The sequence below is a fragment of the Pantoea sp. X-Soil-YNGN-775 genome (assembly GCF_059730575.1).
Genome location: NZ_AP035945.1, coordinates 2,518,405 through 2,540,383, shown reverse-complemented (window position 1 = coordinate 2,540,383; position 21,979 = coordinate 2,518,405). Strand labels below are relative to the sequence as shown.

At 58.6% G+C, this 21,979-nt stretch carries 17 protein-coding genes; 8 read left to right on the top strand and 9 right to left on the bottom strand.

The features are described 5' to 3' along the window. The first annotated feature begins 210 nt into the window (after nt 1-210). From AC6I8I_RS12010 to katG, 4 genes are all read left to right on the top strand, one after another. Entirely contained in the window at nt 211-1,233 is a 1,023-nt protein-coding gene (locus AC6I8I_RS12010) for an LLM class flavin-dependent oxidoreductase (RefSeq protein WP_031375219.1), read from the top strand. Nucleotides 1,234-1,704: 471 nt separating this feature from the next. Then, nucleotides 1,705-2,802, top strand: coding sequence for an efflux RND transporter periplasmic adaptor subunit (locus tag AC6I8I_RS12005; RefSeq protein WP_497827889.1), 1,098 nt, complete (start codon nt 1,705-1,707; stop codon nt 2,800-2,802). Beyond that, nucleotides 2,799-5,861, top strand: a complete 3,063-nt coding sequence (locus AC6I8I_RS12000) for an efflux RND transporter permease subunit (protein WP_497827888.1) — start codon at nt 2,799-2,801, stop codon at nt 5,859-5,861. The genes AC6I8I_RS12005 and AC6I8I_RS12000 overlap by 4 nt, the downstream gene beginning before the upstream one ends. A 202-nt stretch (nt 5,862-6,063) precedes the next feature. Next, entirely contained in the window at nt 6,064-8,274 is a 2,211-nt protein-coding gene (katG, locus tag AC6I8I_RS11995) for a catalase/peroxidase HPI (protein WP_312056080.1), read from the top strand. Nucleotides 8,275-8,380: 106 nt separating this feature from the next. Here katG and AC6I8I_RS11990 read toward each other — a convergent pair whose 3' ends face one another. The 8 genes from AC6I8I_RS11990 to AC6I8I_RS11955 are packed head-to-tail and all read right to left on the bottom strand — an operon-like array spanning nt 8,381 to nt 16,080. Beyond that, nucleotides 8,381-9,790, bottom strand: coding sequence for an FAD-binding oxidoreductase (locus AC6I8I_RS11990; protein WP_312760201.1), 1,410 nt, complete (start codon nt 9,788-9,790; stop codon nt 8,381-8,383). Nucleotides 9,791-9,815: 25 nt separating this feature from the next. Next, nucleotides 9,816-10,631, bottom strand: coding sequence for an ABC transporter permease (locus AC6I8I_RS11985; protein ID WP_312056082.1), 816 nt, complete (start codon nt 10,629-10,631; stop codon nt 9,816-9,818). A 4-nt stretch (nt 10,632-10,635) separates the two neighbouring features. Continuing rightward, a complete protein-coding gene (locus AC6I8I_RS11980) occupies nt 10,636-11,463 on the bottom strand; it encodes an ABC transporter ATP-binding protein (RefSeq protein WP_312056083.1) in 828 nt (275 codons plus the stop codon). Next, nucleotides 11,460-12,443: an ABC transporter substrate-binding protein gene (locus tag AC6I8I_RS11975; RefSeq protein WP_497820303.1), complete on the bottom strand. Its 984-nt coding sequence runs from the start codon at nt 12,441-12,443 to the stop codon at nt 11,460-11,462. Before AC6I8I_RS11975 ends, AC6I8I_RS11980 begins: the two co-directional genes overlap by 4 nt. A 13-nt stretch (nt 12,444-12,456) precedes the next feature. Continuing rightward, entirely contained in the window at nt 12,457-13,338 is an 882-nt protein-coding gene (locus tag AC6I8I_RS11970) for a creatininase family protein (protein ID WP_312760197.1), read from the bottom strand. 21 nt (nt 13,339-13,359) lie between these two features. Then, complete coding sequence (locus AC6I8I_RS11965; RefSeq protein ID WP_312056086.1) at nt 13,360-13,821, bottom strand: RidA family protein; 462 nt, start codon at nt 13,819-13,821, stop codon at nt 13,360-13,362. Next, entirely contained in the window at nt 13,811-15,091 is a 1,281-nt protein-coding gene (locus AC6I8I_RS11960; RefSeq protein WP_497827887.1) for an amidohydrolase family protein, read from the bottom strand. Before AC6I8I_RS11960 ends, AC6I8I_RS11965 begins: the two co-directional genes overlap by 11 nt. Nucleotides 15,092-15,111: 20 nt before the next feature. Beyond that, the gene (locus tag AC6I8I_RS11955) at nt 15,112-16,080 is read right to left on the bottom strand and encodes a PDR/VanB family oxidoreductase (protein ID WP_497827886.1); all 969 of its coding nucleotides are present in this window, start codon (nt 16,078-16,080) and stop codon (nt 15,112-15,114) included. Nucleotides 16,081-16,300: 220 nt separating this feature from the next. Here AC6I8I_RS11955 and AC6I8I_RS11950 point away from each other — a divergent pair, with 220 nt between their 5' ends. From AC6I8I_RS11950 to AC6I8I_RS11935, 4 genes are all read left to right on the top strand, one after another. Next, entirely contained in the window at nt 16,301-17,224 is a 924-nt protein-coding gene (locus AC6I8I_RS11950; RefSeq protein WP_497827885.1) for a LysR family transcriptional regulator, read from the top strand. Between the two features lie 261 nt (nt 17,225-17,485). After that, a complete protein-coding gene (locus AC6I8I_RS11945) occupies nt 17,486-18,475 on the top strand; it encodes an ABC transporter substrate-binding protein (RefSeq protein ID WP_497827884.1) in 990 nt (329 codons plus the stop codon). A gap of 11 nt (nt 18,476-18,486) precedes the next feature. Beyond that, the gene (locus AC6I8I_RS11940) at nt 18,487-19,914 is read left to right on the top strand and encodes an amidohydrolase family protein (protein ID WP_497827883.1); all 1,428 of its coding nucleotides are present in this window, start codon (nt 18,487-18,489) and stop codon (nt 19,912-19,914) included. Between the two features lie 25 nt (nt 19,915-19,939). Then, complete coding sequence (locus AC6I8I_RS11935) at nt 19,940-20,929, top strand: isopenicillin N synthase family dioxygenase (RefSeq protein ID WP_312056091.1); 990 nt, start codon at nt 19,940-19,942, stop codon at nt 20,927-20,929. A 378-nt stretch (nt 20,930-21,307) separates the two neighbouring features. On the opposite strand, the gene AC6I8I_RS11930 is transcribed toward AC6I8I_RS11935, so the two are convergent. Beyond that, the gene (locus AC6I8I_RS11930) at nt 21,308-21,712 is read right to left on the bottom strand and encodes a tautomerase family protein (protein WP_497827882.1); all 405 of its coding nucleotides are present in this window, start codon (nt 21,710-21,712) and stop codon (nt 21,308-21,310) included. Nucleotides 21,713-21,979 lie beyond the last annotated feature (267 nt).

Below are 21,979 nucleotides of genomic sequence, written 5' to 3'. Positions count from 1 at the left end.
GGTCAACCTGGCAGAAAAGGAACAGAGAGCCACAGTGAAATAAACGCTGCGCAAAGACAAAGACGTTATTTTTCTTAGCTATGTCGAAAATCCTGAATATGGCGCTGAAAGATATTGACTATCAGTGGCGACGACGACGGCGTAACCTTTGCCTATCGAAAACCGCCTTAGCATGAGCGGGCCACCTTTGCCCGCCAGGAGAAGTAACAGATGAAAAAGATTGGCTTTTTATCCTTCGGTCACTGGACGCCCTCTTCACAGTCAGCCACCCGTTCTGCGCAGGATGTGTTACTGCAGTCGATTGACCTGGCGGTTGCAGCCGAAGAGCTGGGCGCAGACGGCGCTTACTTCCGCGTGCACCATTTTGCCCGCCAGCTGAGTTCGCCGTTCCCGCTGCTGGCGGCGGTCGGTGCCCGTACCAAAAATATCGAAATTGGCACCGGCGTGATCGACATGCGTTATGAAAATCCGCTCTACATGGTGGAAGATGCCGGTTCCGCCGATCTGATTTCCAACGGTCGTTTGCAGCTCGGCCTGAGCCGTGGCTCGCCTGAGCAGGTGGTGGATGGCTGGCGTTATTTTGGCTTTGAGCCAAAAGCGGGCGAGACCGACGCCGATATGGGTCGTCGTCACACCGAAGAGTTTCTGGAAGTGCTGCGCGGTGAAGGCTTTGCCAAACCGAATCCACAGCCGATGTTCCCGAATCCGCCGGGCCTGCTGCGCCTCGAACCGCTGTCTGAAGGGCTGCGTGACCGCATCTGGTGGGGCTCCGGCTCTAACGCCACCGCAGAGTGGGCAGCAAAAATGGGCATGAACCTGCAAAGTTCGACCCTGAAAGATGATGAAACCGGCGAACCGTTCCATATTCAGCAGGCGAAGCAGATCCGCGCCTACCGTGAAGCGTGGAAAGCCGCCGGCCATCAGCGTGAGCCACGGGTTTCGGTCAGCCGCAGCATTTTTGCGCTGGTCAATGACATGGACCGCGCCTACTTCGGCCGCAGCGGTAGCGACCAGGATTCGGTGGGTTTCCTCGACGAAAAAACCCGCGCCATCTTTGGCCGCAGTTACGCCGCCGAACCGGAGCAGTTAATTAAGCAACTGGCGCAGGATGAAGCGATTGCTGAAGCGGATACGCTGCTGCTGACCGTGCCAAACCAGCTTGGCGTGGCGTATAACGCACATGTGATTGAGGCGATACTGAAGTATGTCGCGCCGGAACTCGGCTGGCGTTAACCGTTCCCGACACAGCGCCTTAGTGATAAGGCGCTGAATTCAGTCTCAGCATACTTCCCACCACCATCGTATACCTCTTCACTCTCCGCTGACGTCAGCGGGAGCGCCCAGGCGCATCCGGTGCAGATTTTCGGCTGCTCCTGCCTGTATGGCATAATTTTCTTCAGCCGTCCGTTGACGTCACCGGTCATGCCCGCTTGCCTCCAGCGAGGCGACGCACCTTGTTGACGCCTGGCATCTGCATACTCTCGTCCCGTGACTTAAAATGCCATTAGTCACCACTCTGCCAGTTAACGATTCCTTTGCTGATCCGCCCCCGCTGTCATAAATCTGTCGCAGCTCAATGATGACCTGCAATGAGCAGCATGCGAATCACGCAGGCAGTCATCGGTCGCCGTTAGTGACCATTGACAATATTGGTCACTTGATAAGAGAATGGCGCGAACTCCCGTTCACTGATTAAGGTCACCTATGTTCAGGTTTACCCCTGCCACTTTTGCTGTTTGCCTGTTGCCGCTGGCACTGGCTGCCTGTCATGACACCGCTAACGATGACGATCCGCGCAACCAGCCGCCACAGGTCAGGGTGGCGAAGGTGATCAGCGCGACTGACGCCACACGCGCCTTCAGCGGGGTAGTGGTGGCCCGGGTCCAGAGCGATCCCGGATTCCGGGTAGCGGGCAAAATTGTTGAACGTCTGGTGGATAGCGGTCAAAGCGTCAAACGCGGGCAGCCGCTGATGCGGCTCGATCCGGTCGATCTGCGGTTGCAGGTCCAGGCCCGGCAGCAGGCCGTTGCGGCGGCGCAGTCTCGCGTCAGGCAGACCGCGGCCGATCAGGCGCGTTACCGCAGCCTGCTGGCCAGCGGAGCGGTTTCCGCCTCGGCTTACGATCAAATCCGCGCGGCAGCAGAAACGGCAAAGGCCGAACTGCGGGCGGCTGAAGCGCAGGCGGACGTGGCGCGTAACGCCAGCGGCTATGCGCTACTGCTGGCAGATGCCGATGGCGTGGTGATGGCTACCCTTGCCGAACCGGGTCAGGTGGTCAGCGCGGGTGAACCGGTGATCCGGCTGGCGCGGGCCGGTCAGCGTGAGGCACAGGTCCAGCTACCTGAAACGCTGCGTCCGCCACTGGGCAGTAAGGCGATGGCGACGCTGTATGGCAGCAGCAGCGCAGCGGTGCCGGCCCGGTTGCGGCTGCTGGCGGATGCGGCCGACCCGCTGACCCGCACCTTTGAAGCCCGCTATGTGCTGGAGGGGGCGCTGGCCGCCGCGCCGCTCGGTGCGACGGTGAATCTGACGATCCCGAATCAATCGGCCCGTCCGCTGCTGCAGGTGCCGCTGGCCGCGCTGTACGACGGCGGCAAAGGCCCCGGCGTCTGGCAGATTGCCGGGCCGCCCGCCACCGTCGCCTGGCGGCCGGTAGAGGTGGTCAGCCTCAGCGATGAGTCGGCCACCGTCAGCGGTGAACTGAAGGCAGGAGAGCCGATTGTGGCGCTGGGCGCGCATCTGCTCCATGAGGGCGAACGCGTGCGCCTCAGCCAGGCTGACTCAGCCGGGAGCCAGCCATGAGCCAGGGACGGTTTAACCTGTCGGCGCTGGCGGTACGCGAGCGTGCCATCACGCTGTTTCTGATCATCCTGATTACCGTCGCCGGGGTGCTGTCGTTTTTTGAACTGGGTCGGGCAGAGGACCCGCCGTTTACCGTCAAACAGATGACGATTATCTCTGCCTGGCCGGGCGCAACCGCGCAGGAAATGCAGGATCAGGTGGCGGAACCGCTGGAGAAACGGCTGCAGGAGCTGAAATGGTATGACCGCAGCGAAACCTATACCCGCCCCGGCATGGCCTATACCCTGCTGTCGCTGCAGGACAAAACGCCACCGTCGCAGGTGCAGGAACAGTTCTACCAGGCGCGTAAAAAACTCGGCGATGAGAGCAGAAACCTGCCTGCCGGGGTGATCGGACCGATGATCAATGACGAGTTCTCCGATGTGACGTTTGCGCTGCTGGCCCTGAAGGCCAGAGGCGAGCCGCAGCGTTTGCTGGTGCGTGATGCCGAAGCGCTGCGTCAGCGCCTGCTGCATCTGCCCGGGGTGAAAAAGGTCAATATTATTGGCGAACAGGCCGAGCGCATTTACGTCTCGTTCTCCCACGATCGACTGGCGACGCTTGGCATCTCACCGCAGGACATTTTCGCCGCCCTGAATGACCAGAACGCCCTGACGCCAGCCGGCTCCATCGAGACCGCCGGGCCACAGGTGTTTATCCGGCTGGAGGGGGCTTTCGATAAGCTGGAAAAGATCCGAGACACACCGATAGTGGTGCAGGGCAGAAGCCTGAAGCTGGCCGATGTGGCGTCGGTCACGCGCGGTTATGACGATCCCGCCACCTTTCTGGTGCGCAACCAGGGTGAACCGGCCCTGTTGCTCGGTATCGTGATGCGTGACGGCTGGAACGGGCTGGATCTCGGCAAGGCGCTGGCGGCGGAAACCGTTAAAATTAACCAGGCGATGCCGCTCGGCATGTCGCTGACCCAGGTGACTGATCAGTCGGTGAATATCCGCTCCGCAGTCGATGAGTTTATGGTGAAGTTTTTCGTGGCGCTGCTGGTGGTGATGGTGGTCTGTTTCGTCAGCATGGGCTGGCGCGTCGGGGTGGTGGTAGCCGCTGCCGTGCCGTTAACCCTGGCGGTGGTGTTTGTGGTGATGGAGGCCTCAGGGAAAAACTTTGACCGGATCACGCTGGGCTCGCTGATACTGGCGCTTGGTCTGCTGGTGGATGATGCGATTATCGCCATCGAAATGATGGTGGTCAAAATGGAAGAGGGCTACGACCGGATTAAAGCCTCAGCCTACGCCTGGAGCCACACCGCAGCGCCGATGCTGGCCGGTACGCTGGTCACTGCGGTGGGCTTTATGCCCAACGGATTCGCCCAGTCGACCGCCGGTGAGTACACCAGCAACATGTTCTGGATTGTCGGCATTGCGCTGATCGCCTCGTGGGTGGTGGCCGTGGTTTTCACGCCTTATCTCGGCGTGAAGCTGCTGCCCGCCATCAAAACCGTTGAGGGCGGTCATGCGGCGATCTACAACACCCGGCACTACACTCGCTTTCGCCACCTGCTGCAGCGGGTGATTGCCGCGAAATGGGCGGTGGCGGGCACGGTAATTGCGGTGTTTGTGGTGGCGGTGCTCGGCATGGGACTGGTGAAAAAGCAGTTTTTCCCGACCTCCGATCGCCCGGAAGTGCTGGTCGAAGTCCAGCTGCCCTACGGCAGTTCGATTGAGCAGACCGCGGCGGCAACCGCAAAAATTGAAACCTGGCTGAAAAAGCAGCAGGAGGCGAAAATCGTCACCGCCTATATCGGTCAGGGGCCGCCGCGTTTTTATCTGGCGATGGCACCGGAATTGCCCGATCCCTCGTTTGCCAAGCTGGTGGTGCTGACCGACAGCCAGCAGGCGCGTGACGCGCTGAAGTTACGGCTGCGGGCGGCCGCGGCCAGCGGTCTCGCTCCCGAGGCGCGGGTGCGGGTAACCCAGCTGGTGTTTGGCCCTTATTCACCTTATCCGGTGGCCTGGCGGGTGATGGGGCCCGATCCTGCGCGGCTGCGGGCGATCGCAGACCAGGTGGAAGCGGTGCTACAGGCCAGTCCGATGATGAGAACGGTTAATACCGACTGGGGTCCGCAGGTGCCGACCCTGCACTTCACCCTGAATCAGGATCGGCTGCAGGCGGTGGGGCTGACTTCCAGCGCCGTGGCCCGCCAGCTGCAGTTTCTGCTGTCAGGCGTGCCGATCACTGCGGTGCGGGAAGATATCCGCTCGGTGCAGGTAGTCGGACGCGCGGCGGGCACCGTCCGGCTCGATCCGGCGCGGATCGGCGATTTTACCCTGGTGGGCGCGGCGGGCCAGCGTATTCCGCTGTCGCAGATTGGCGAGGTCGGGGTGCAAATGGAAGATCCGCTGCTGCGCCGACGCGACCGCACGCCGGTGATCACCGTACGCGGTGATATTGCTGAACATCTGCAGCCGCCGGACGTCTCGACTGCCCTCGGTAAAAGCCTGCAGCCGATCATCGCATCGCTGCCTGATGGCTATCGGATTGAACTGGCAGGATCGATAGAGGAGTCGGGTAAAGCGACGCAGGCGATGGCGCCGCTGTTCCCAATCATGATCGCCATCACGCTGCTGATTATTATTTTGCAGGTACGATCCCTGGCGGCAATGGTAATGGTATTTTTAACCGCTCCGCTTGGACTGGTCGGCGTGGTGCCGACGCTGCTGCTGTTTAATCAGCCGTTCGGTATCAATGCGCTGGTCGGGCTGATTGCGCTGTCGGGCATTTTGATGCGTAACACCCTGATCCTGATTGGTCAGATTCACCATAATGAACAGCAGGGGCTGGCACCGTTTGATGCGGTGGTTGAAGCGACCGTGCAGCGCGCCCGGCCGGTGCTGCTCACCGCGATGGCGGCCATTCTGGCGTTTATCCCGCTGACGCATTCGGTGTTCTGGGGCACGCTGGCCTACACCCTGATTGGCGGTACGCTGGGCGGTACCATTATCACTCTGGTCTTCCTGCCAGCGATGTATGCCATCTGGTTCCGCATCCGTCCAGCGGCGGAGTAACCGGCGGGCAGTGAAAACTGCCCCTCTGACGATCCTGCGCTACGCCGTGCCTGTTTGCAGGCGCGGTTCTTTTCATCGTTAAAACCTTTTCAGCTAAGCATATTCAAAGGAGCAGGCTATCAAAGGTATAGGATGAGACAGGTGTGCCTTTTTCAAAAGCCACTATAGAGTAGCGCTGAGAATACATAAAAGAGGTGTGACCATGAGCAATTCTGTTGATGAAGATGCAAAAGATGCAAAGCCTATTGTCGAAGCCGATCGCGAAGCGGCGGCGGGTAAATGCCCTTTCCACGCAGGCAAGGCCAATCAGACATCAGGCGGCGGCACGTCCAACCGTGACTGGTGGCCTAACCAGCTGCGTGTCGACCTGCTGAACCAGCACTCATCCCGCTCTAACCCATTGGGCGAGTCGTTCGACTACCGTAAAGAATTTGCCAAATTAGACTACGCTGCGCTAAAAGCCGATCTCAAAGCCTTGCTCACTGAGTCACAAGCCTGGTGGCCTGCCGACTGGGGCAGCTACATCGGTCTCTTCATCCGTATGGCCTGGCACAGCGCCGGCACCTATCGCGCAGTAGACGGTCGGGGTGGTTCAGGCCGCGGCCAGCAACGCTTCGCGCCGTTAAACTCGTGGCCCGATAACGTCAGCCTGGATAAAGCGCGCCGTCTGCTGTGGCCGGTGAAGCAGAAGTATGGTCAGAAAATTTCCTGGGCCGACCTCTATATCCTGGCGGGTAACGTGGCGCTGGAAAATTCCGGCTTCCGCACCTTTGGTTTTGGCGCCGGACGTGAAGATGTCTGGGAACCGGATATGGACGTCAACTGGGGCGACGAAAGCACCTGGCTGGAACACCGTCATCCTGAATCGCTGGCACAGTCACCGCTCGGCGCGACCGAAATGGGGCTGATCTACGTTAACCCTGAAGGCCCGGAACACAGCGGCGATCCGGCCTCAGCCGCACCGGCTATTCGTGCCACCTTCGGCAATATGGGAATGAACGATGAAGAGATCGTCGCCCTGATCGCCGGTGGCCATACGCTGGGCAAAACCCACGGTGCCGGTTCGGCCGACCACGTTGGCGTTGATCCGGAAACCGCACCGATTGAAGCACAGGGTCTGGGCTGGGCAAGCAGCCACGGCACCGGCGTCGGTGCCGATGCGATTACCTCGGGTCTGGAAGTGGTCTGGTCGCAGACGCCGACCCAGTGGAGCAACTACTTCTTCGAGAACCTGTTCAAATATGAGTGGGTGCAGACGCGCAGCCCGGCTGGTGCCATCCAGTTTGAAGCGATCGACGCGCCTGAGATCATTCCTGATCCGTTTGACCAGACGAAGAAACGCAAACCGACCATGCTGGTCACCGATCTGACCCTGCGTTTCGACCCGGAATTCGAGAAAATATCGCGTCGTTTTTACCACGATCCGCAGGCGTTCAATGAAGCCTTTGCCCGCGCCTGGTACAAGCTGACGCACCGTGATATGGGGCCGAAAGCACGTTATATCGGTCCGGAAGTGCCGAAAGAAGATCTGATCTGGCAGGATCCGCTGCCGACACCGGTTTATCATCCGACCGGCGCCGACATCGCCCAGCTGAAAGAGAAGATCGCGGCCGCTGGCCTGAGCGTCAGTGAACTGACCTCGGTTGCCTGGGCGTCAGCCTCAACCTTCCGTGGCGGTGACAAACGCGGCGGGGCCAACGGCGCACGTCTGGCGCTGCTGCCGCAGCGCGAGTGGGAGGTTAACGCCATTGCGGCCCGGGTGTTGCCGAAGCTGGAAGCGCTGCAGCGGGAATTCAATAAAGTCTCGCTGGCCGATCTGATTGTGCTGGCCGGGGTGGTCGGGGTTGAGCAGGCGGCGAAAGCGGCCGGCGTTGAGATTGAGGTGCCCTTTATCCCGGGCCGGGTCGATGCGCGTCAGGATCAGACCGATATCGAATCGTTTGAGTTGCTGAAACCTCGCGCTGACGGTTTCCGTAACTACGGTCGCGGATACGGCAAAACCACCACCGAGCATCTGCTGATTGATAAAGCACAGCAGCTAACGCTGACGGTGCCGGAATTAACGGTACTGATTGGCGGGATGCGCGCGCTGGGAACCAACTATGACGGTAGCCAGCACGGCGTTTTCAGCCGCAGCGTCGGTGAACTGAACGCCGATTTCTTCATCAACCTGCTGGATATGCGCATTGAATGGAAAGCCATTGATGGCTCCAGCGAGCAGTTCGAAGGACGCGATCGCCTGACCGGTGAAGTCCGCTTTACCGCCACCCGCGCTGACCTGGTATTCGGCTCCAATGCGGTGTTACGTGCGTCGGCGGAAGTCTATGCCAGCAGCGATGCCAAAGAGAAATTCATTAAAGACTTTGTTGCCGCCTGGACCAAAGTGATGAACCTGGATCGGTTCGAGCTCTGATGGCTTGCGATTAACCACTGAAAGGCAAAAACCCACTTAGTGATAAGCGGGTTTTTTTATATCAGCGATGACGCGAAGCCGTTGTAGCCGGCTGATCAGGGCGCGCTCAGGGTGAAGGGCGGCGCAACGCCAGCGGATCGTCATCCAGCACCAGCGTATCGCGCAGTTCCCAGCCTTTAAGTTTGCCGGGATTGAGTAATCCATCCGGGTCCAGACACTGTTTAACCGAGACCACCGCCGGTTTGATCTCTCCCTGTTTGCCTTCTTCAATCTGATAAACATGCGGATTATTGATCCGGACGCCGTTGGCGCGAAAAGCGTTCATGATCTCGTTCAGTCGCGCCTCACTGCTGTAGCGCACCAGTTGCAGGCCGCTGGCGGTCAGATTGCCGTCAGCGTCACGCAGAAACTCAATATGCGACATCACCTCATCACCCAGCAGAGCGGCCATGTCGATAATCTGCTGGCGATAACAAGCCGGGTTAAACGCGGTCTGTAAATAGGTCAGGGTACTGTCAACTTTCAGTGCGTGCAGGGTAGTGTGGTTCCAGCAATATTCCATCAGTGACGCATTCGCATCGCGAGCGGCGCTGGCAGACTGCCGCAGCGCACTCTTTCCGCGATATTTTTCCAGCAGGCCCGCCGCTAACCCGTCACTTTCCTGCCCAATCACGCTGATCACCGCGTGCTGATCCGCCTGATAATGGCCGCTGAGGTGGGTGAAGTAGCCGGGGATCGGCGCGGCGAATAACGCCAGCTGACGTTTCACCAGTCCCGGTGAGCGGGCGAAGGCATTGGCGTAATCCAGCGCGTCGCTAAAGTCGTCGAACACGTCCAGCCGCTCTATCCAGTTATGTACCGGTGCCAGCGCCAGTTCAACCTCCAGCACGATACCGTTGCTGCCGTAAGCGTGATGCAGCAGCAGCGCCTGCGGTGCCGGCACCTGCAGAATGCGCGGTTCCGCTTCCACGGTCATCACTTTCACGCTGAGTACGTTTCCGGCGGCGGCCAGTGGGCCATAGTTGATTGAGCCGATACCGCCAAAGCCGCCACCGTACAACCCGCCCAGCGTGGCGAGGCGGTAGGTTGAAGGCATGCAGCGCAGTTCCCAGCCGGTCGGACGGGTCAGGGCTTCAATCTCCGCCAGCCGCATCCCGGCCTGCGCCCGGACCACGCCATTGGTGAGTTCACACAGCTGATTAAAGCCGGTCATATCGACCAGAATGCCGCCCGCCAGCGGCACCAGCTGGCCATAGTTGCCGGTTGCTCCGCCGCGCAGGATCAGCGGTAGCTGATGGCGGACGCAGGCTTTGACCAGCAGGCTCAGCTCCTCTTCACTGCGCGGTCTGACAACCGCATCGGCCTGTTTATCTTCCAGTTGCCGTTTCAGTAGCGGGCTGAACCAGTGAAAATCGCGCGACAGGCGTTTAACTCTGGCGGCCTGCAAAGTCCAGTCGAGATCGGGAAGCGCCTGCTGTATCAGGGCAAGCGCGTGTTGACGGTGTTCGCTGTGCATAGTTTTCCTGCCTGAATAAAGTGAGTTAGTGAGACTGAACCGCTTCGCTCTCATGCCAGGCGGAGAGGGCGCGGCGGGAAATCCACGACATCATGCCAAACAGCGCAATACCGGCGAGGGAGATCAGCAGCAGCGCCGCAAACATCAGCGGAATGTCCAGCTGATAGCCCGCTTGCAGGATCTGGTAGGCCAGCCCGGTATCATTGCCGCCAGCGCCCGCCACGAACTCGGCAACCACTGCCCCGATCAGCGACAGCCCGCTGGAAATCCGCAGCGCACCGAAAAAGTAGGGCAGCGCGGACGGAATGCGCAGACGAATCAGTACCTGCAGACGACTGGCGCGGCTCAGCCTGAAGTAGCTCAGCAGCCCCGGCGAGACGCTGCGCAATCCCTGGGTGGTGTTGGAGATAATCGGGAACACCGCCATCAGTGTTGAACAGACCACCAGCGACAGGGTGGTGTCTTTGACCCAGATAATAATCAGCGGCGCGATGGCGACAATCGGCGTCACCTGCAGGAAGACGATGTAGGGAAACAGGGCGGTTTCGACAAAGCGATTCTGCACCAGCACGAAGGCCACGGCGGCACCGATGATGATCGAAAGTAAAAACGAGATCAGGGTGATTTTCAGGGTGAACAGCAGCGCCATCATCAGCGAGCCGAAGTGGGTCCACAGGCTTTGCAGCATCACCAGCGGTGACGGCACCAGAAACTGCGGGATATTGAAATAGCTCACCCATCCCTGCCACAGCAACACCACGACCACCGCCACAACGGTGGGATAAAACACTTTGCGAAAGCCGGGATTAGCGATCCACGGAGAAGATTTTTGCGTCTGCATGGTATTACTCCCCTCCCGATTGGCTGGCTTGCAGCAGGCTATCCTGCAGTTGCTTCGCATAACGTGAAAATGCCGGACTGACGCGGAAATCTTCGCTGCGCGGGAACGGCTCATTGATGGCGATATCTTCCACCACCCGGCCTGGCCGGGCAGCCATCATGATCACCCGCTGCGACAGAAAAACCGCTTCGTGAATTGAGTGAGTGACGAACACCACCGTCAGGCCCTGTTCACGCCACAGCCGCAGCAGGTCGCTGTCGAGTTTATTGCGGGTGATTTCGTCGAGCGCGCCAAAGGGTTCATCCATCAGCAGCAGTTTCGGGCGCGTCACCAGACCACGGGCAATCGAGACCCGCATCTGCATGCCGCCGGAGAGTTCACGCGGCAGCACCCGGGCAAATTTACCCAGCCCGACCAGTTCCAGCGCCTCGGCAACGCGGGTATTGGCTTCGGCCCGCGGCACGCCCGCCAGATCCAGCGGCAGGCGGACGTTGTTTTGCACCGTGCTCCACGGCATCAGCGTGGCTTCCTGGAACACAAAGGAGAGCGGGACCTGGGCGCTTTCGCGGCTGTCGCGACGCCACAACACCAGTTTGCCGTCGCTGGGTTCGGTCAGCCCGGCGACCATTTTCAGCAGGGTACTTTTGCCACAGCCCGACGGTCCGAGCAGGGTAACAAATTCACCCTGATGAATGGTGAGATTGACCGGCAGCAGGGCACGGGTGCCGTTGCTGTAAATCTTCTCTGCCGACAGCACTTCGATCGCCGGCTCTGCCTGCGGCGTGGCGCTGCGAACGTCGCGCATCACGGTGAGGTTGGGGACAGTATTCATGGCATGACCTTCGCGTCTTTAATCATATCGAGGGTATAGGTCTGGCCGAACGGCACTTTCTCCGCGTCGATCAGCTTGTTTTTAACCAGCATCTCCCAGCTCTTTTTCAGCCGCGATTCGGTGATGATGCCGATACCGCCGGTTTGCGCATCGCCGCCCGTCACCAGCTGATATTTCTTCATCTGCGCGATGCCAAAAGCGATCTGATCGGCGCTCATCTGCGGGTTAGCTTTGGCGATCAATGCATTGCCGGCGGTCGGGTCCTGCAGATAAGCTTTCCAGCCCTGCATTGAGGCTTTAACGAAGGCGGCCACCGCTGCCGGGCGTTGTTTAACCGTGTCGGCCATGCAGATAATCGAGTTGCCATACGGCGGGTAGCCCCAGTCGCTGAGCATGTAGACGTAAAACGGTTTGCCGCCTTTCTCAATCGAGAACGGTTCAGAGGTGACGTATCCCTGCTGCACCAGATTGCGGTCGGCAAGGAAAGGCTGGACGCTGAAGGTGTAGGGACGGACTTTCACCTTCTCCAGTCCGAGTTCGCTTTTTGCCCACGGCCAGAACGAGTTATAAGCCTCGGTGGCCAGCAGGAAAGTTTTGTCTTTCAGCTGTTGCGCCTGATCCACTTTGTCATGGCTGATAAACACCGTCGGTGAATGCTGAAACACCGTGGCGACCGTGACGGCGTGCACCCCGGCTTCCCAGGTCTCCAGCGCCTGGCCGTTGTCACCCAGCGTACAGTCTGCGCGTCCGGCCGCCATCAGCTGCATGACGTTCACCTGTGGACCGCCCATGTTGATGCTGACATCCAGCCCGGCTTTTTTGTACAAGCCGCTAGCCTGAGCCTGATAAAAACCACCGTGCTCTGCCTGCGCGTACCAGTTGGTCAGGAAGGTAAACTTCTCTTCCGCCATGCCGGAAGCCGAGACCCCGGTCAGCATCAGAGCAAGCAGGGAGAAAGTTGATTTACGCCCAATATTCATCGTAACGACTCCACTATTCAGAGGCCAAAGAAGACGAAGGAGGAGTGAAGCCGGTTTGCACAAAACCGCTCCAGTGCTGTTTTCCCCAGGTGGGTTCGCTGCGCGCCTGCCAGCTCATCTGGTGGATTTCGGTGATCGCCTGCGCCCAGCTTGCGGCCAGCGAATCGAGGATCGCGTGGCCCTGTTCTGCGGTGGCCGCGGTCGGATCGCCAATCACGCCACTTGGCCCGAAATCGTAGGCGGCCCAGGCCGCCGCCGGGCGACCGGAGGAGAGCGTCGGGCAGGGGAATTCCGGCGGATAGTTGGCCACCGCCTGGTCGAGGTGGACGCATTCCGGTGCCAGTGCCAGCATCACCGCGGTTTCGCTGTGACCGGCGTGCATCGCCATTTTCTGCTCCTGAGCGCTGAGGAACTGGTTTTCAACGTTTGGTACCCGAAACACGTCGTGCGGGATGATGATCATATCGCCGTGGCGCAGACGCATTTCCCGCGCCGCCATTTGCAGCACCTGCGGCTGTCCGCCGTGACCGTTGATCATCAGCAGCTTGCGGAAGCCAGCGCGGTAGAGCGATTCAGCTATCTCCAGCACGGTTTGCAGCAGGGTGTCGCCGGTTAAGGTCAGCGTGCCGGGGAAATTCAGATGTTCATCCGACTTGCCGTAGGTGATCGGCGGAATGGCATAAGCCGGGATGGTTTTTGGCAGTCTGGCCAGCGCATGGCCCGCCACGCCGGACGAAATCACGCTGTCGACCGAACAGGGCAGATGCGGGCCGTGCTGCTCAATCGCGCCGGTCGGCAGAACAATCACCGTGTTGGCTTTGTCGGGCAGAGCCGCGATGGCCGTCCAGCTCAGAAAAGGCAGAAAACGCGCTGCAGGAATGTAACCGTTAATCATGCTGTGCCTCGTGGTCGGAGATTAGGGGGTTAGCGGTAACCAGGCGGTGGCTTCCACTTCAATCAGCACCTCGGCGCTCGGCAGCATTTCGCTGACCTGCACCACGGTTGAAACCGGCGGCTGTCCGTCATAAAACAGCTTTCTGACCCGGCTGTAGCAGGGAAAGTGATCGAGATTGCGGAAGTACTGCACCAGCTTGATCACATCGCTCATCTGTCCGCCTGCCTGTTGCACGGTGTGGCGAATGCTTTCCAGCACGTACCAGCTCTGCGCAAGAATCGGCCCCTGTCTGGCGTCGGTCGAGAACTCGCCGGTTTCGCCAACTAACTGACGGACTTCAACCGGGATATCCTTAAAGCCGCGCACGATAGTGCCGCTCTGCGGGTTAACCGGAATGATGCCGGAGAGAAAGACAAAATCACCGGCCCGACGCCAGGCGGCATAATGGGCGAGCGGTTGGCCCGCACCCTCTTCAAGACTCATGGGATAACTCCTGCTGCCAGATACGTTGATGGGTCAGCCGGCCGTGATGGATAACCTGGCGGGCTGCGCTGTTTAACGGCCAGCTGCCGCTGTCGCTGCCCGGGAACAGCACCAGCGTGGCGTCGCTGCCCGGTGACAGCGGCGGTGGGGCTGCGCGCGCGCCGGTCAGGGCGGCGGCGTCACAAATCAGCCATGAATGCTGGTCAAAAACGTTGCTCAGTTGCAGGGCGAACAGCGCGCAGCTCAGGGTATCCAGCGGGTCGTAACTGCCTGCCGGACAAAAGGCGTCCTGAACGTTGTCACAGCCGATCAGCAGCGGAACGCCGGCGGTCTGCGCCTCTTTCAGCAGGGTAATGCCGCGCTGACGCGGCGTGCGTCCGGTTACCGCATCCTGCAACAGCAGGTTGGTCATCGGCAGAGCGATCAGCGTGACGCCGTGGGCTGCCAGTTGCCGCAGTACCTGCTGCGCCTGCAGTTCACTGCCGGACGCCAGCGCGCAGCCGTGGCTGCAACAGATGTGGCCGCTGAAGCTGTTTTCAGCCAGGTAGTGCGCCAGCCAGCTCAGGCCGTGTGCCACTGGCGAAAGCTCTTCATCAATATGCAGGTCCAGATCCAGTTGCCAGCGTGCGGCGCTGCGCATCAGGTGGCTCATCGCTGCCGGGTCCCAGTTTGAGGAGTGGATAAAGCCGCCCAGCAGGCAACCGGCGCCGCTCTGCGCCACCGCGCGAGCGATGCGGTCAGCGACTTCAGCATTGGCGAACAGGCTCAGCGGCACCAGCGCCACCCGTTCCAGCCTGATGCCTGGGGGGGCCATGCCGGCCAGCTCAGTCCAGGCCAGCGGAGGGCGATGGTCAAACCAGTCGATATGGCTGCGCAAATGAGTCACGCCGTTGGCGGCCGCCCTGCCGATAGCTTTGCCGGCACGCTGCTGAAGGTCCGACGCCGTCCAGTGCTGGCGGTCCTGATGCAGGGTTTCAATGGCGGCCAGCAGGCCCGGTTTTGACGGACGGCTGCGGGCGAGGGTGAAGGTTTTATCGAGGTGAGCATGCGGTTCAATCAGCCCCGGCAGCGCCAGTGCGCCATCCACCGGCCACAGGTCGCTCTGATCGGATCGGGCTGGCGTCAGCGAAGCAATTTTGCCGTTGTCAAAACGCAACTCGGCCAGCAGCGGCTCACCGGCTTCACGCGGCCAGTCCGCCGGCAGCAGCCAGTCGGGGAGGCGAACGCCGGCAAGGCCAGCAAGCGGTGCATCGGACCGGGAAACAGACATGATAAGACTCCGCGCTGAGATTAAAGGTCGAGCACCAGAACCGGCGTTCTGGACCGGGAGCAGCACAAGGTTATCTGCGTATTCTCCGCTTTCTCTTCGGCAGTCAGCACGCAGTCACGATGATCGGGAATACCGTCGATTACCTCAGTGATGCAGGAACCGCATATTCCCTGTTCGCACGACAGCATAATATCGACCCGGGCGCTTAATAAGACTTCGGCGATAGTCTGCTGCGGGCTGACTAAATAGCGGGTGCCGGTAGAATTGAGCTGGATATAAAAGGCGCTGTCGCTGGCGCTATTATTTAGCGCGGAATTGCTGAATCGCTCAAAAATCAATTTATCCGGTTGCCAGCCATGCTGCTGCATAAGGTGCTGCAGACGCTGAATAAAGCCGTCCGGGCCGCAGGCTATTATCCGGGTCTGTGGATCGGGCTGCGATAAACACGACGGCGTAGCGGTACGCAGAGAATCGTTTGCGCTGCTGTGATGAAAATAAACCTGGTCTGCTAATCGCGGTGCGGTTAATCGCGGCACAAATGCCGCCTGTTCTGGCGACGAGATAAAATAATGCAGTTCATAGTCAATCCCTTGTCGGGCAAGCTGTTCCGCCATCGGCAACAGTGGGGTAATACCGATTCCCCCGGCAAACAGCAGATAGCGTCCCGCTTCGGGCAGCGGGAAATGATTGCGCGGTGCTGAGATTTCCAGCGCATCGCCAGGCCGTAAATGGTGATGAATAAAATGCGATCCGCCGCTGGAGAGGTCTGCCCGTTTCACGCAGATCTCGTAATATTCACCGCTGTGACTTTCGCTGCAAAGTGAATACTGACGCGACCCGATTTGCGGAATGAAAACATCAATGTGCGCACCCGGTAAATAATCCGGTAATAAACCACCGTGCCGGGCAATAAGCTGCAATGAAAGATTGCCGACACCATTAATATTGACAGCGCTGATCGTGACAGGAATAAGCCTGGAATCTTTCATGGTTATTTACCGTATTTGCCTAAAGGGAGCAGTGATAAAAAATCAGGTCATCGTGCTTGCTACCTGACCAGCAGCATTATCACTCCGCGCTGCGCAGCAGCAGCCCGTTGAGTGATGAAACGATTGTTCCCATTGCCATGAAATCTACGTTATTGTGATAAAACTGTTGCGTCCAGCGCTTTGATTCGCACATCCCGTTGCAAAAAAGAGAGCACTGCCTATGTTTGCATTCTCCCGATTTCTGCTCTATTTCACTGAAGTGGCCCGTCAGGGATCGTTTCGCAAGGCGTCCGAAACCCTGCACGTGGCGGCGTCGTCTATCGATCGGCAAATCCTGCGGGTTGAGAAAGAACTGGCGATGCCGCTGTTTGAGCGTCATCCCACCGGCCTGCGGCTGACCGCGGCTGGCGAACTGCTGTTGCACGCCGCCAGTAACTGGAAAAAAGACTTTTCGCGGGTCTGCGAACAACTGGACGACCTGCGTGGACTGCGACGCGGCCATGTGCGCATCGCCACCATCGACGCGATTAACCGGCAGTTTTTCTCGTCAATGCTCAGGCAGGTGCATCTCGACTATCCGAATATCTCTTTCACCCTGACCACCATGAACAACGTCGATATTCAGCAGGCGCTGATGTCGGGCGATGCCGATTTCGGGGTAATGCTGAACCCGCAATCGTCACGCGAGCTGCAGGTGCGGGCCTTTGCCGAGATCAATCTGGGGATTGTGGTCCCGACCGGCCATCCGCTCAGCAGCAAAAGCGGGGTGCGGTTTAACCAGTGCAGCGAGTATCCGTTTATCCTGCCTTCCGCTCCGCTGATGCTGGCTGAGCCGGTGCAGGCGCTGATCAACATTCATGGCGAGATGATCAACGAGGTGGCGGTCTCCAATAACATCCACATGATCCGTTCGCTGATCAAAGAGAAAATCGGCATCGGTATTCTCTGCTGGCTCGATATCATGGATGAGGTGGAAAGCAACGAACTGCAGTTTATTCCGCTGACCGATCCGCAACTCAAAACCTTCACCCTGTCACTGTGCGTCGCTCCGGCCAGGCAGCTGTCGCTGGCGGCGTCGATGATGCTTAAACAGCTGGAAATGCTGTTCAGCCAGATTCAGACGCCCGGACACCCGCAGCCCTGACGCTGCACCAGAATGGTGCTGGTTGCTCCTTAATGAATCAAAGGTTGCAGCGCCTCCTCCGCCGATCGCCGCGCAGCCCTTAAGCCGCGCCGATCGGCTAACCTGGCATCCTTTTTGTATAACTCACTGTGAGTAGAAGCGGTCAGTGCAGGCAACTGCGCGGGACATTGCTCAGCCACCATTTCGCGGTTCATGTTGAACCGGCCGGGGGCTGAGTCGCCTTTGCTCAGCCTCCCTCCGGTGACGATTAGGAGAGGAGCAATGAAGTTACGATCCCGCATTCCCCTGTCTGGCTGCGTGCTGAGCACGCTGATTTCTGGCGCATTCATCCTGCCGGCCGATGCCGCAGAGAAGATTGCCTTACTCACCTCCTGGTACGCGCAGGCTGAGCAGGGCGGCTATTACCAGGCGCTGGCGACCGGTATCTATCAGCGCTACGGGCTGGACGTCAGCATTCAGTCCGGCGGGCCGCAGATCAACGGCATGCAGTTGCTGTTATCGAAGCGCGCCGACGTGATCATCGGTTATGACCTGCAGTTACTTGAAGCGGTGCAGCGTGGCTTTCAGGCTAAAGCGATTGCCGCCCCGTTCCAGTACGATCCGCAGGGACTGCTGACCCACGCCTCCGTCACCTCCCTCGACGGCCTGAAAGATAAAACCATTCTGGTTTCCAGTTCCGGGCAAGCCACCTGGTGGCCGTGGCTCAAGGCACAGTATCAGCTCAGCGATGGGCAGGTGCGCCCCTATACCTTCAATATCCAGCCGTTTATCGCCGATCAGAATGTGGCACAGCAGGCTTATGTCAGCTCTGAGGTTTTCCAGGCGCAAAAGGCCGGGGTAAAATCGAATTTCTTCCTGTTTTCCGAGCACGGCTATCCGCCTTACGGCGGCATTCTGATTACCCGCCCGGACCAGATCAGCAGCCGCAGCGCGGCGATGGCGAAGTTTGTGCGCGCCTCAATGGAGGGCTGGGTCAGCTACCTCAATAATCCGGCAGCAGGCAACGCGCTGATTAAAAAAGAGAATCCCAAAATGACCGATGATTTGCTGGCCTGGGGCGTCACGCAGATCAAACAGCACCACCTGATTGACGGCGGCGATGCCGCGACAGCCGGCTGGGGCACCATGACGCAGGATCGCTGGCAAAAAACCCGCGATTTCATGGTCAAAGCCAGCCTGCTGAAGGCGGATACCGACTGGAAACAGGCTTACACCACCGAGTTTGTTCAGCAGATGCAGGTTAAACCGTGAGGAACGTTGCGATGTCATCTCAATCATTACTGATTAAAAACGCGCACGCCATTTTGACCGGCCTGCCGGGCGAGCGGGCGCGTCATGCCGGGCCCGATATCCGCATCCGCGAAGGCGTGATCGAAGCCATTGGTTCGCTGACCGCGTTGCCGGACGAGCGGCTGATTGATGCCCGCGACTGCGTGGTCTATCCCGCCTGGGTCAATACCCATCACCACCTGTTTCAGTCGTTGCTGAAAGGTGAGCCGCAGGGGCTGAACAAAAGCCTGACCGGCTGGTTAAGCGCCACGCCGTATCGTTTTCGCGCCACCTTTGATGAACAGACCTTCCGGCTGGCGGTTCGTATCGGCCTGATCGAGTTACTGCGCTCCGGCTGCGCCACGGTCGCCGATCATAACTATCTCTACTGGCCAGATATGCCGTTTGATCCTTCCGACATTTTGTTCAGTGAGGGCGAGGCGCTGGGGATGCGGATTGTGCTGTGCCGGGGTGGTGCGACTCAGGGGCGGACGATTGAGCAGAATTTACCGCAGGCGCTGCGCCCGGAGAATTTTGATCACTATATGGCCGACATAGAACGGCTGGTGGGACGTTACCACGATCCGCGGCCAGCCTCGCTGCGTCGGGTGGTGATGGCTCCGACTACGCTGCTGCACTCAGCGCCGGGCGCGCAGCTGCGCGAAATGGCCAGGCTGGCGCGTCAGTTGGGTATCCGGCTGCACAGTCACCTGTCGGAAACGGTGGATTATCTGGATGCAGCGCGTGACCGCTACAACATGACGCCGGTGCAGTTTTGTGCTGAACACGACTGGCTGGGTAATGACGTCTGGTTTGCCCATCTGGTGAAGCTGTTGCCGCAGGAGATCACGCTGCTGGGTGACAGCCGGACCGGGATTGCGCACTGCCCGCAAAGTAACGGACGGCTGGGCAGCGGCATTGCCGATCTGCTGGCGCTGGAGCAGGCGGGGGTGCCGGTTTCACTGGGCGTGGACGGCGCGGCATCGAACGAGGCGGCCGATATGCAGAGTGAAGCGCATGCGGCATGGCTGTTGCAGCGCGCCAGAAAAGGCATGTTCGCCACGCCTCGCTATGACGGCGGCACCTTTGAAGGCGGTGGCGATGCGGCAACCATTGAAGATGTGGTGCGCTGGGGCAGCGCCGGCGGGGCGCAGATCCTCGGTCTGCCGCAGAGCGGCACCGTGCAGGTCGGGATGCTGGCCGATATCGCCGTGTACCGGCTGGACGATCCGCGCTATTTCGGCCTGCATGACATGGCAATTGGGCCGGTGGCCTGCGGCGGTCGGGCTTCGTTAAAGGCGCTGATGATCAATGGCCGGATGATTGTCGAAAACGATCACATTCCTGGTCTCGATCTGGATGCCATGCGCCATCAGGCAATCTCAGCCGTCCGGACGCTGCAACAGCGTGCCGCCGGTTAACCCTCTTCTGAAAAGGAATAACACCATGACACAATCAACCCAGACACAAGGCTATGCACTGCAGGAACTGGAAAAAGAAGCGGCAATGGGCGCAATGGGCGAAGAGACCTTTGCCCGCGAAGTGCGCTGCATCGACCTGTCAGATTTCGAACAGCGTAAACAGGAAATTGCCGAACAACTGTGGCAGGCAGCGGTGGAGATCGGTTTCTTTCAGGTCAGCAATCACGGCATTGCCCTCGACGATATCCGCCAGGCATTCAGCATGACGGAAGATTTCTTCTCGCTGCCGGAAGCGGTCAAAGCCCGTTATCCGCTGGCGCGTAACGCCGGCTGGGAAAATAAGTCGCAGGTCCGTCCCTCGACCAAAACCCCGGACCAGAAAGAGTCCTATCAGATTACCCGTCCGTTAATGGATTCGCTGTGGCCGACAGAGCAGGAGCTGCCCGCCTTTAAGCAGACCATGCTGGGCTTTGAGTCGCAGTGCTGGCAGCTGGGGATGAAGCTGCTCTCCTGCTTTGCGCTTAAGCTGGGTTTTCCTGAGCACTTCTTCGAGCAGGCGCACAATCCCGACCGAAACACCTACCAGAGCACGCTGCGGATGCTGCACTACTATGCCACCGAACAGTCGGAGCAGGGGATGTGGCGCGCCGGTGCGCATACCGATTTCGACTGCCTGACGCTACTGTTCCAGCGCCCCGGCCAGGGCGGCCTGCAGGTTTGTCCCGGCAAAGATCGCGAAAGCCAGCAGTGGACCAGCATTGAACCACGTGAAGAGGTGATCACCTGCAATATTGGCGACATGCTGATGCGCTGGAGTGACGACCAGTTGCCGTCAAACTTCCATCGGGTAAGAAGCCCGCTGCCGGGGGAATATCAGGGCGCGCGCTACAGCCTGGCTTTCTTCTGTCAGGCGAATAAAGACGTTGAGATCCTCGGCCCGCAGGCGAAGTATCCGGCGATCAGCGCTGAAGATTATCTGCAACAGCGTATCCAGGCGAACTTTGCCAAAGGCTAAGCGGCAGTAACAGCAAAAAGCCCGCTCAGTTTTCCCTGAGCGGGCTGCTTAAATATGACTGTCAGACTGGACTCGCCTTTGCCAGTAACTGTCTGATAAGAAAGATAAAACTGAGTGATCTTTTTGTCAAGACCACCAGAATGACCACCAATAGTTGCTCGTTACGTAAAACAGGTTTAAAACTTCGCTTCATCGCTGATCGTGCCACGAGGTTCTCTGCAAAAGACGGGTGTTCAGAACAAGCATCTAAAAGTCGGCTCGAAGCGTGATGGTGGTCAAAGAGCTCTGACGGTCTGCTCTGTGCCAGAAACGGACGTTAGCGTCTTAAGTCCACAATCAAAATGCGCCACATTGACGGTGATAGAAAAGGAATTTTGGTTAGTAAAACTCATCTTTATGCTGATATCTGTATTCTTGCGTTATCCCTGTGTATCCATATGAAGCAGCTTTACAATCAATAACATGCACATTTGACTGAGGATGTAGGTTACCAATAGCTTGTTCCATAGCGTTGTAAATTGCTTTTTGATACGCTGCTTTCTGATCTTTGCTACAGGTTTCATCCACGACAGTAACTTCAAGTCTGAACGAATTTTTTCCCCATTCAGCCAGACTCCTGCCATCAATAAACCAGTCATCATCGTCCACATGTCTTACTATGACCATGGTTTCGAAGCTGTTTTTCTTCAATATCTCGCATGTGATTTGAGTAGCTAAAAGTACACACTTTTTGGTTAATTTTTGATCTTTGCAACCAGACAATGTGAGCGTTATTCCAGGCATAATGATTCCTTAAATGTGTCATTACATAGCTTGATTATCAAAAGTGTTGCCGCATTTTTTGAACGATACGAGATGAATAAGATGGCATAATCGAAAACGTGAGGACAACTTACGTCCGCTTTTCGCTCACAGCGGACCTTCCGATTCGATAGCTCAACCGCTGTGTGCCAAAAACGGAGATTTAAGCGTTCAGGGAATACTAATCCCTTGGGAATGTTTCATCGTTTTATCTAGTCTCAAGCAATAATTTACATTTCATATTTTGTA

Excerpts from the sequence above, each read along its gene's own strand:
- AC6I8I_RS11970 (WP_312760197.1), bottom strand. The coding sequence starts at position 13,338 with ATGATTAACGGTTACATTCCTGCAGCGCGTTTTCTGCCTTTTCTGAGC.
- katG (WP_312056080.1), top strand. The coding sequence starts at position 6,064 with ATGAGCAATTCTGTTGATGAAGATGCAAAAGATGCAAAGCCTATTGTC.
- AC6I8I_RS11985 (WP_312056082.1), bottom strand. The coding sequence starts at position 10,631 with ATGCAGACGCAAAAATCTTCTCCGTGGATCGCTAATCCCGGCTTTCGC.
- AC6I8I_RS11940 (WP_497827883.1), top strand. The coding sequence starts at position 18,487 with ATGTCATCTCAATCATTACTGATTAAAAACGCGCACGCCATTTTGACC.
- AC6I8I_RS11945 (WP_497827884.1), top strand. The coding sequence starts at position 17,486 with ATGAAGTTACGATCCCGCATTCCCCTGTCTGGCTGCGTGCTGAGCACG.
- AC6I8I_RS11935 (WP_312056091.1), top strand. The coding sequence starts at position 19,940 with ATGACACAATCAACCCAGACACAAGGCTATGCACTGCAGGAACTGGAA.
- AC6I8I_RS12010 (WP_031375219.1), top strand. The coding sequence starts at position 211 with ATGAAAAAGATTGGCTTTTTATCCTTCGGTCACTGGACGCCCTCTTCA.
- AC6I8I_RS11930 (WP_497827882.1), bottom strand. The coding sequence starts at position 21,712 with ATGCCTGGAATAACGCTCACATTGTCTGGTTGCAAAGATCAAAAATTA.
- AC6I8I_RS11990 (WP_312760201.1), bottom strand. The coding sequence starts at position 9,790 with ATGCACAGCGAACACCGTCAACACGCGCTTGCCCTGATACAGCAGGCG.
- AC6I8I_RS12005 (WP_497827889.1), top strand. The coding sequence starts at position 1,705 with ATGTTCAGGTTTACCCCTGCCACTTTTGCTGTTTGCCTGTTGCCGCTG.
- AC6I8I_RS11955 (WP_497827886.1), bottom strand. The coding sequence starts at position 16,080 with ATGAAAGATTCCAGGCTTATTCCTGTCACGATCAGCGCTGTCAATATT.
- AC6I8I_RS11975 (WP_497820303.1), bottom strand. The coding sequence starts at position 12,443 with ATGAATATTGGGCGTAAATCAACTTTCTCCCTGCTTGCTCTGATGCTG.
- AC6I8I_RS11950 (WP_497827885.1), top strand. The coding sequence starts at position 16,301 with ATGTTTGCATTCTCCCGATTTCTGCTCTATTTCACTGAAGTGGCCCGT.
- AC6I8I_RS11980 (WP_312056083.1), bottom strand. The coding sequence starts at position 11,463 with ATGAATACTGTCCCCAACCTCACCGTGATGCGCGACGTTCGCAGCGCC.
- AC6I8I_RS11960 (WP_497827887.1), bottom strand. The coding sequence starts at position 15,091 with ATGTCTGTTTCCCGGTCCGATGCACCGCTTGCTGGCCTTGCCGGCGTT.
- AC6I8I_RS11965 (WP_312056086.1), bottom strand. The coding sequence starts at position 13,821 with ATGAGTCTTGAAGAGGGTGCGGGCCAACCGCTCGCCCATTATGCCGCC.
- AC6I8I_RS12000 (WP_497827888.1), top strand. The coding sequence starts at position 2,799 with ATGAGCCAGGGACGGTTTAACCTGTCGGCGCTGGCGGTACGCGAGCGT.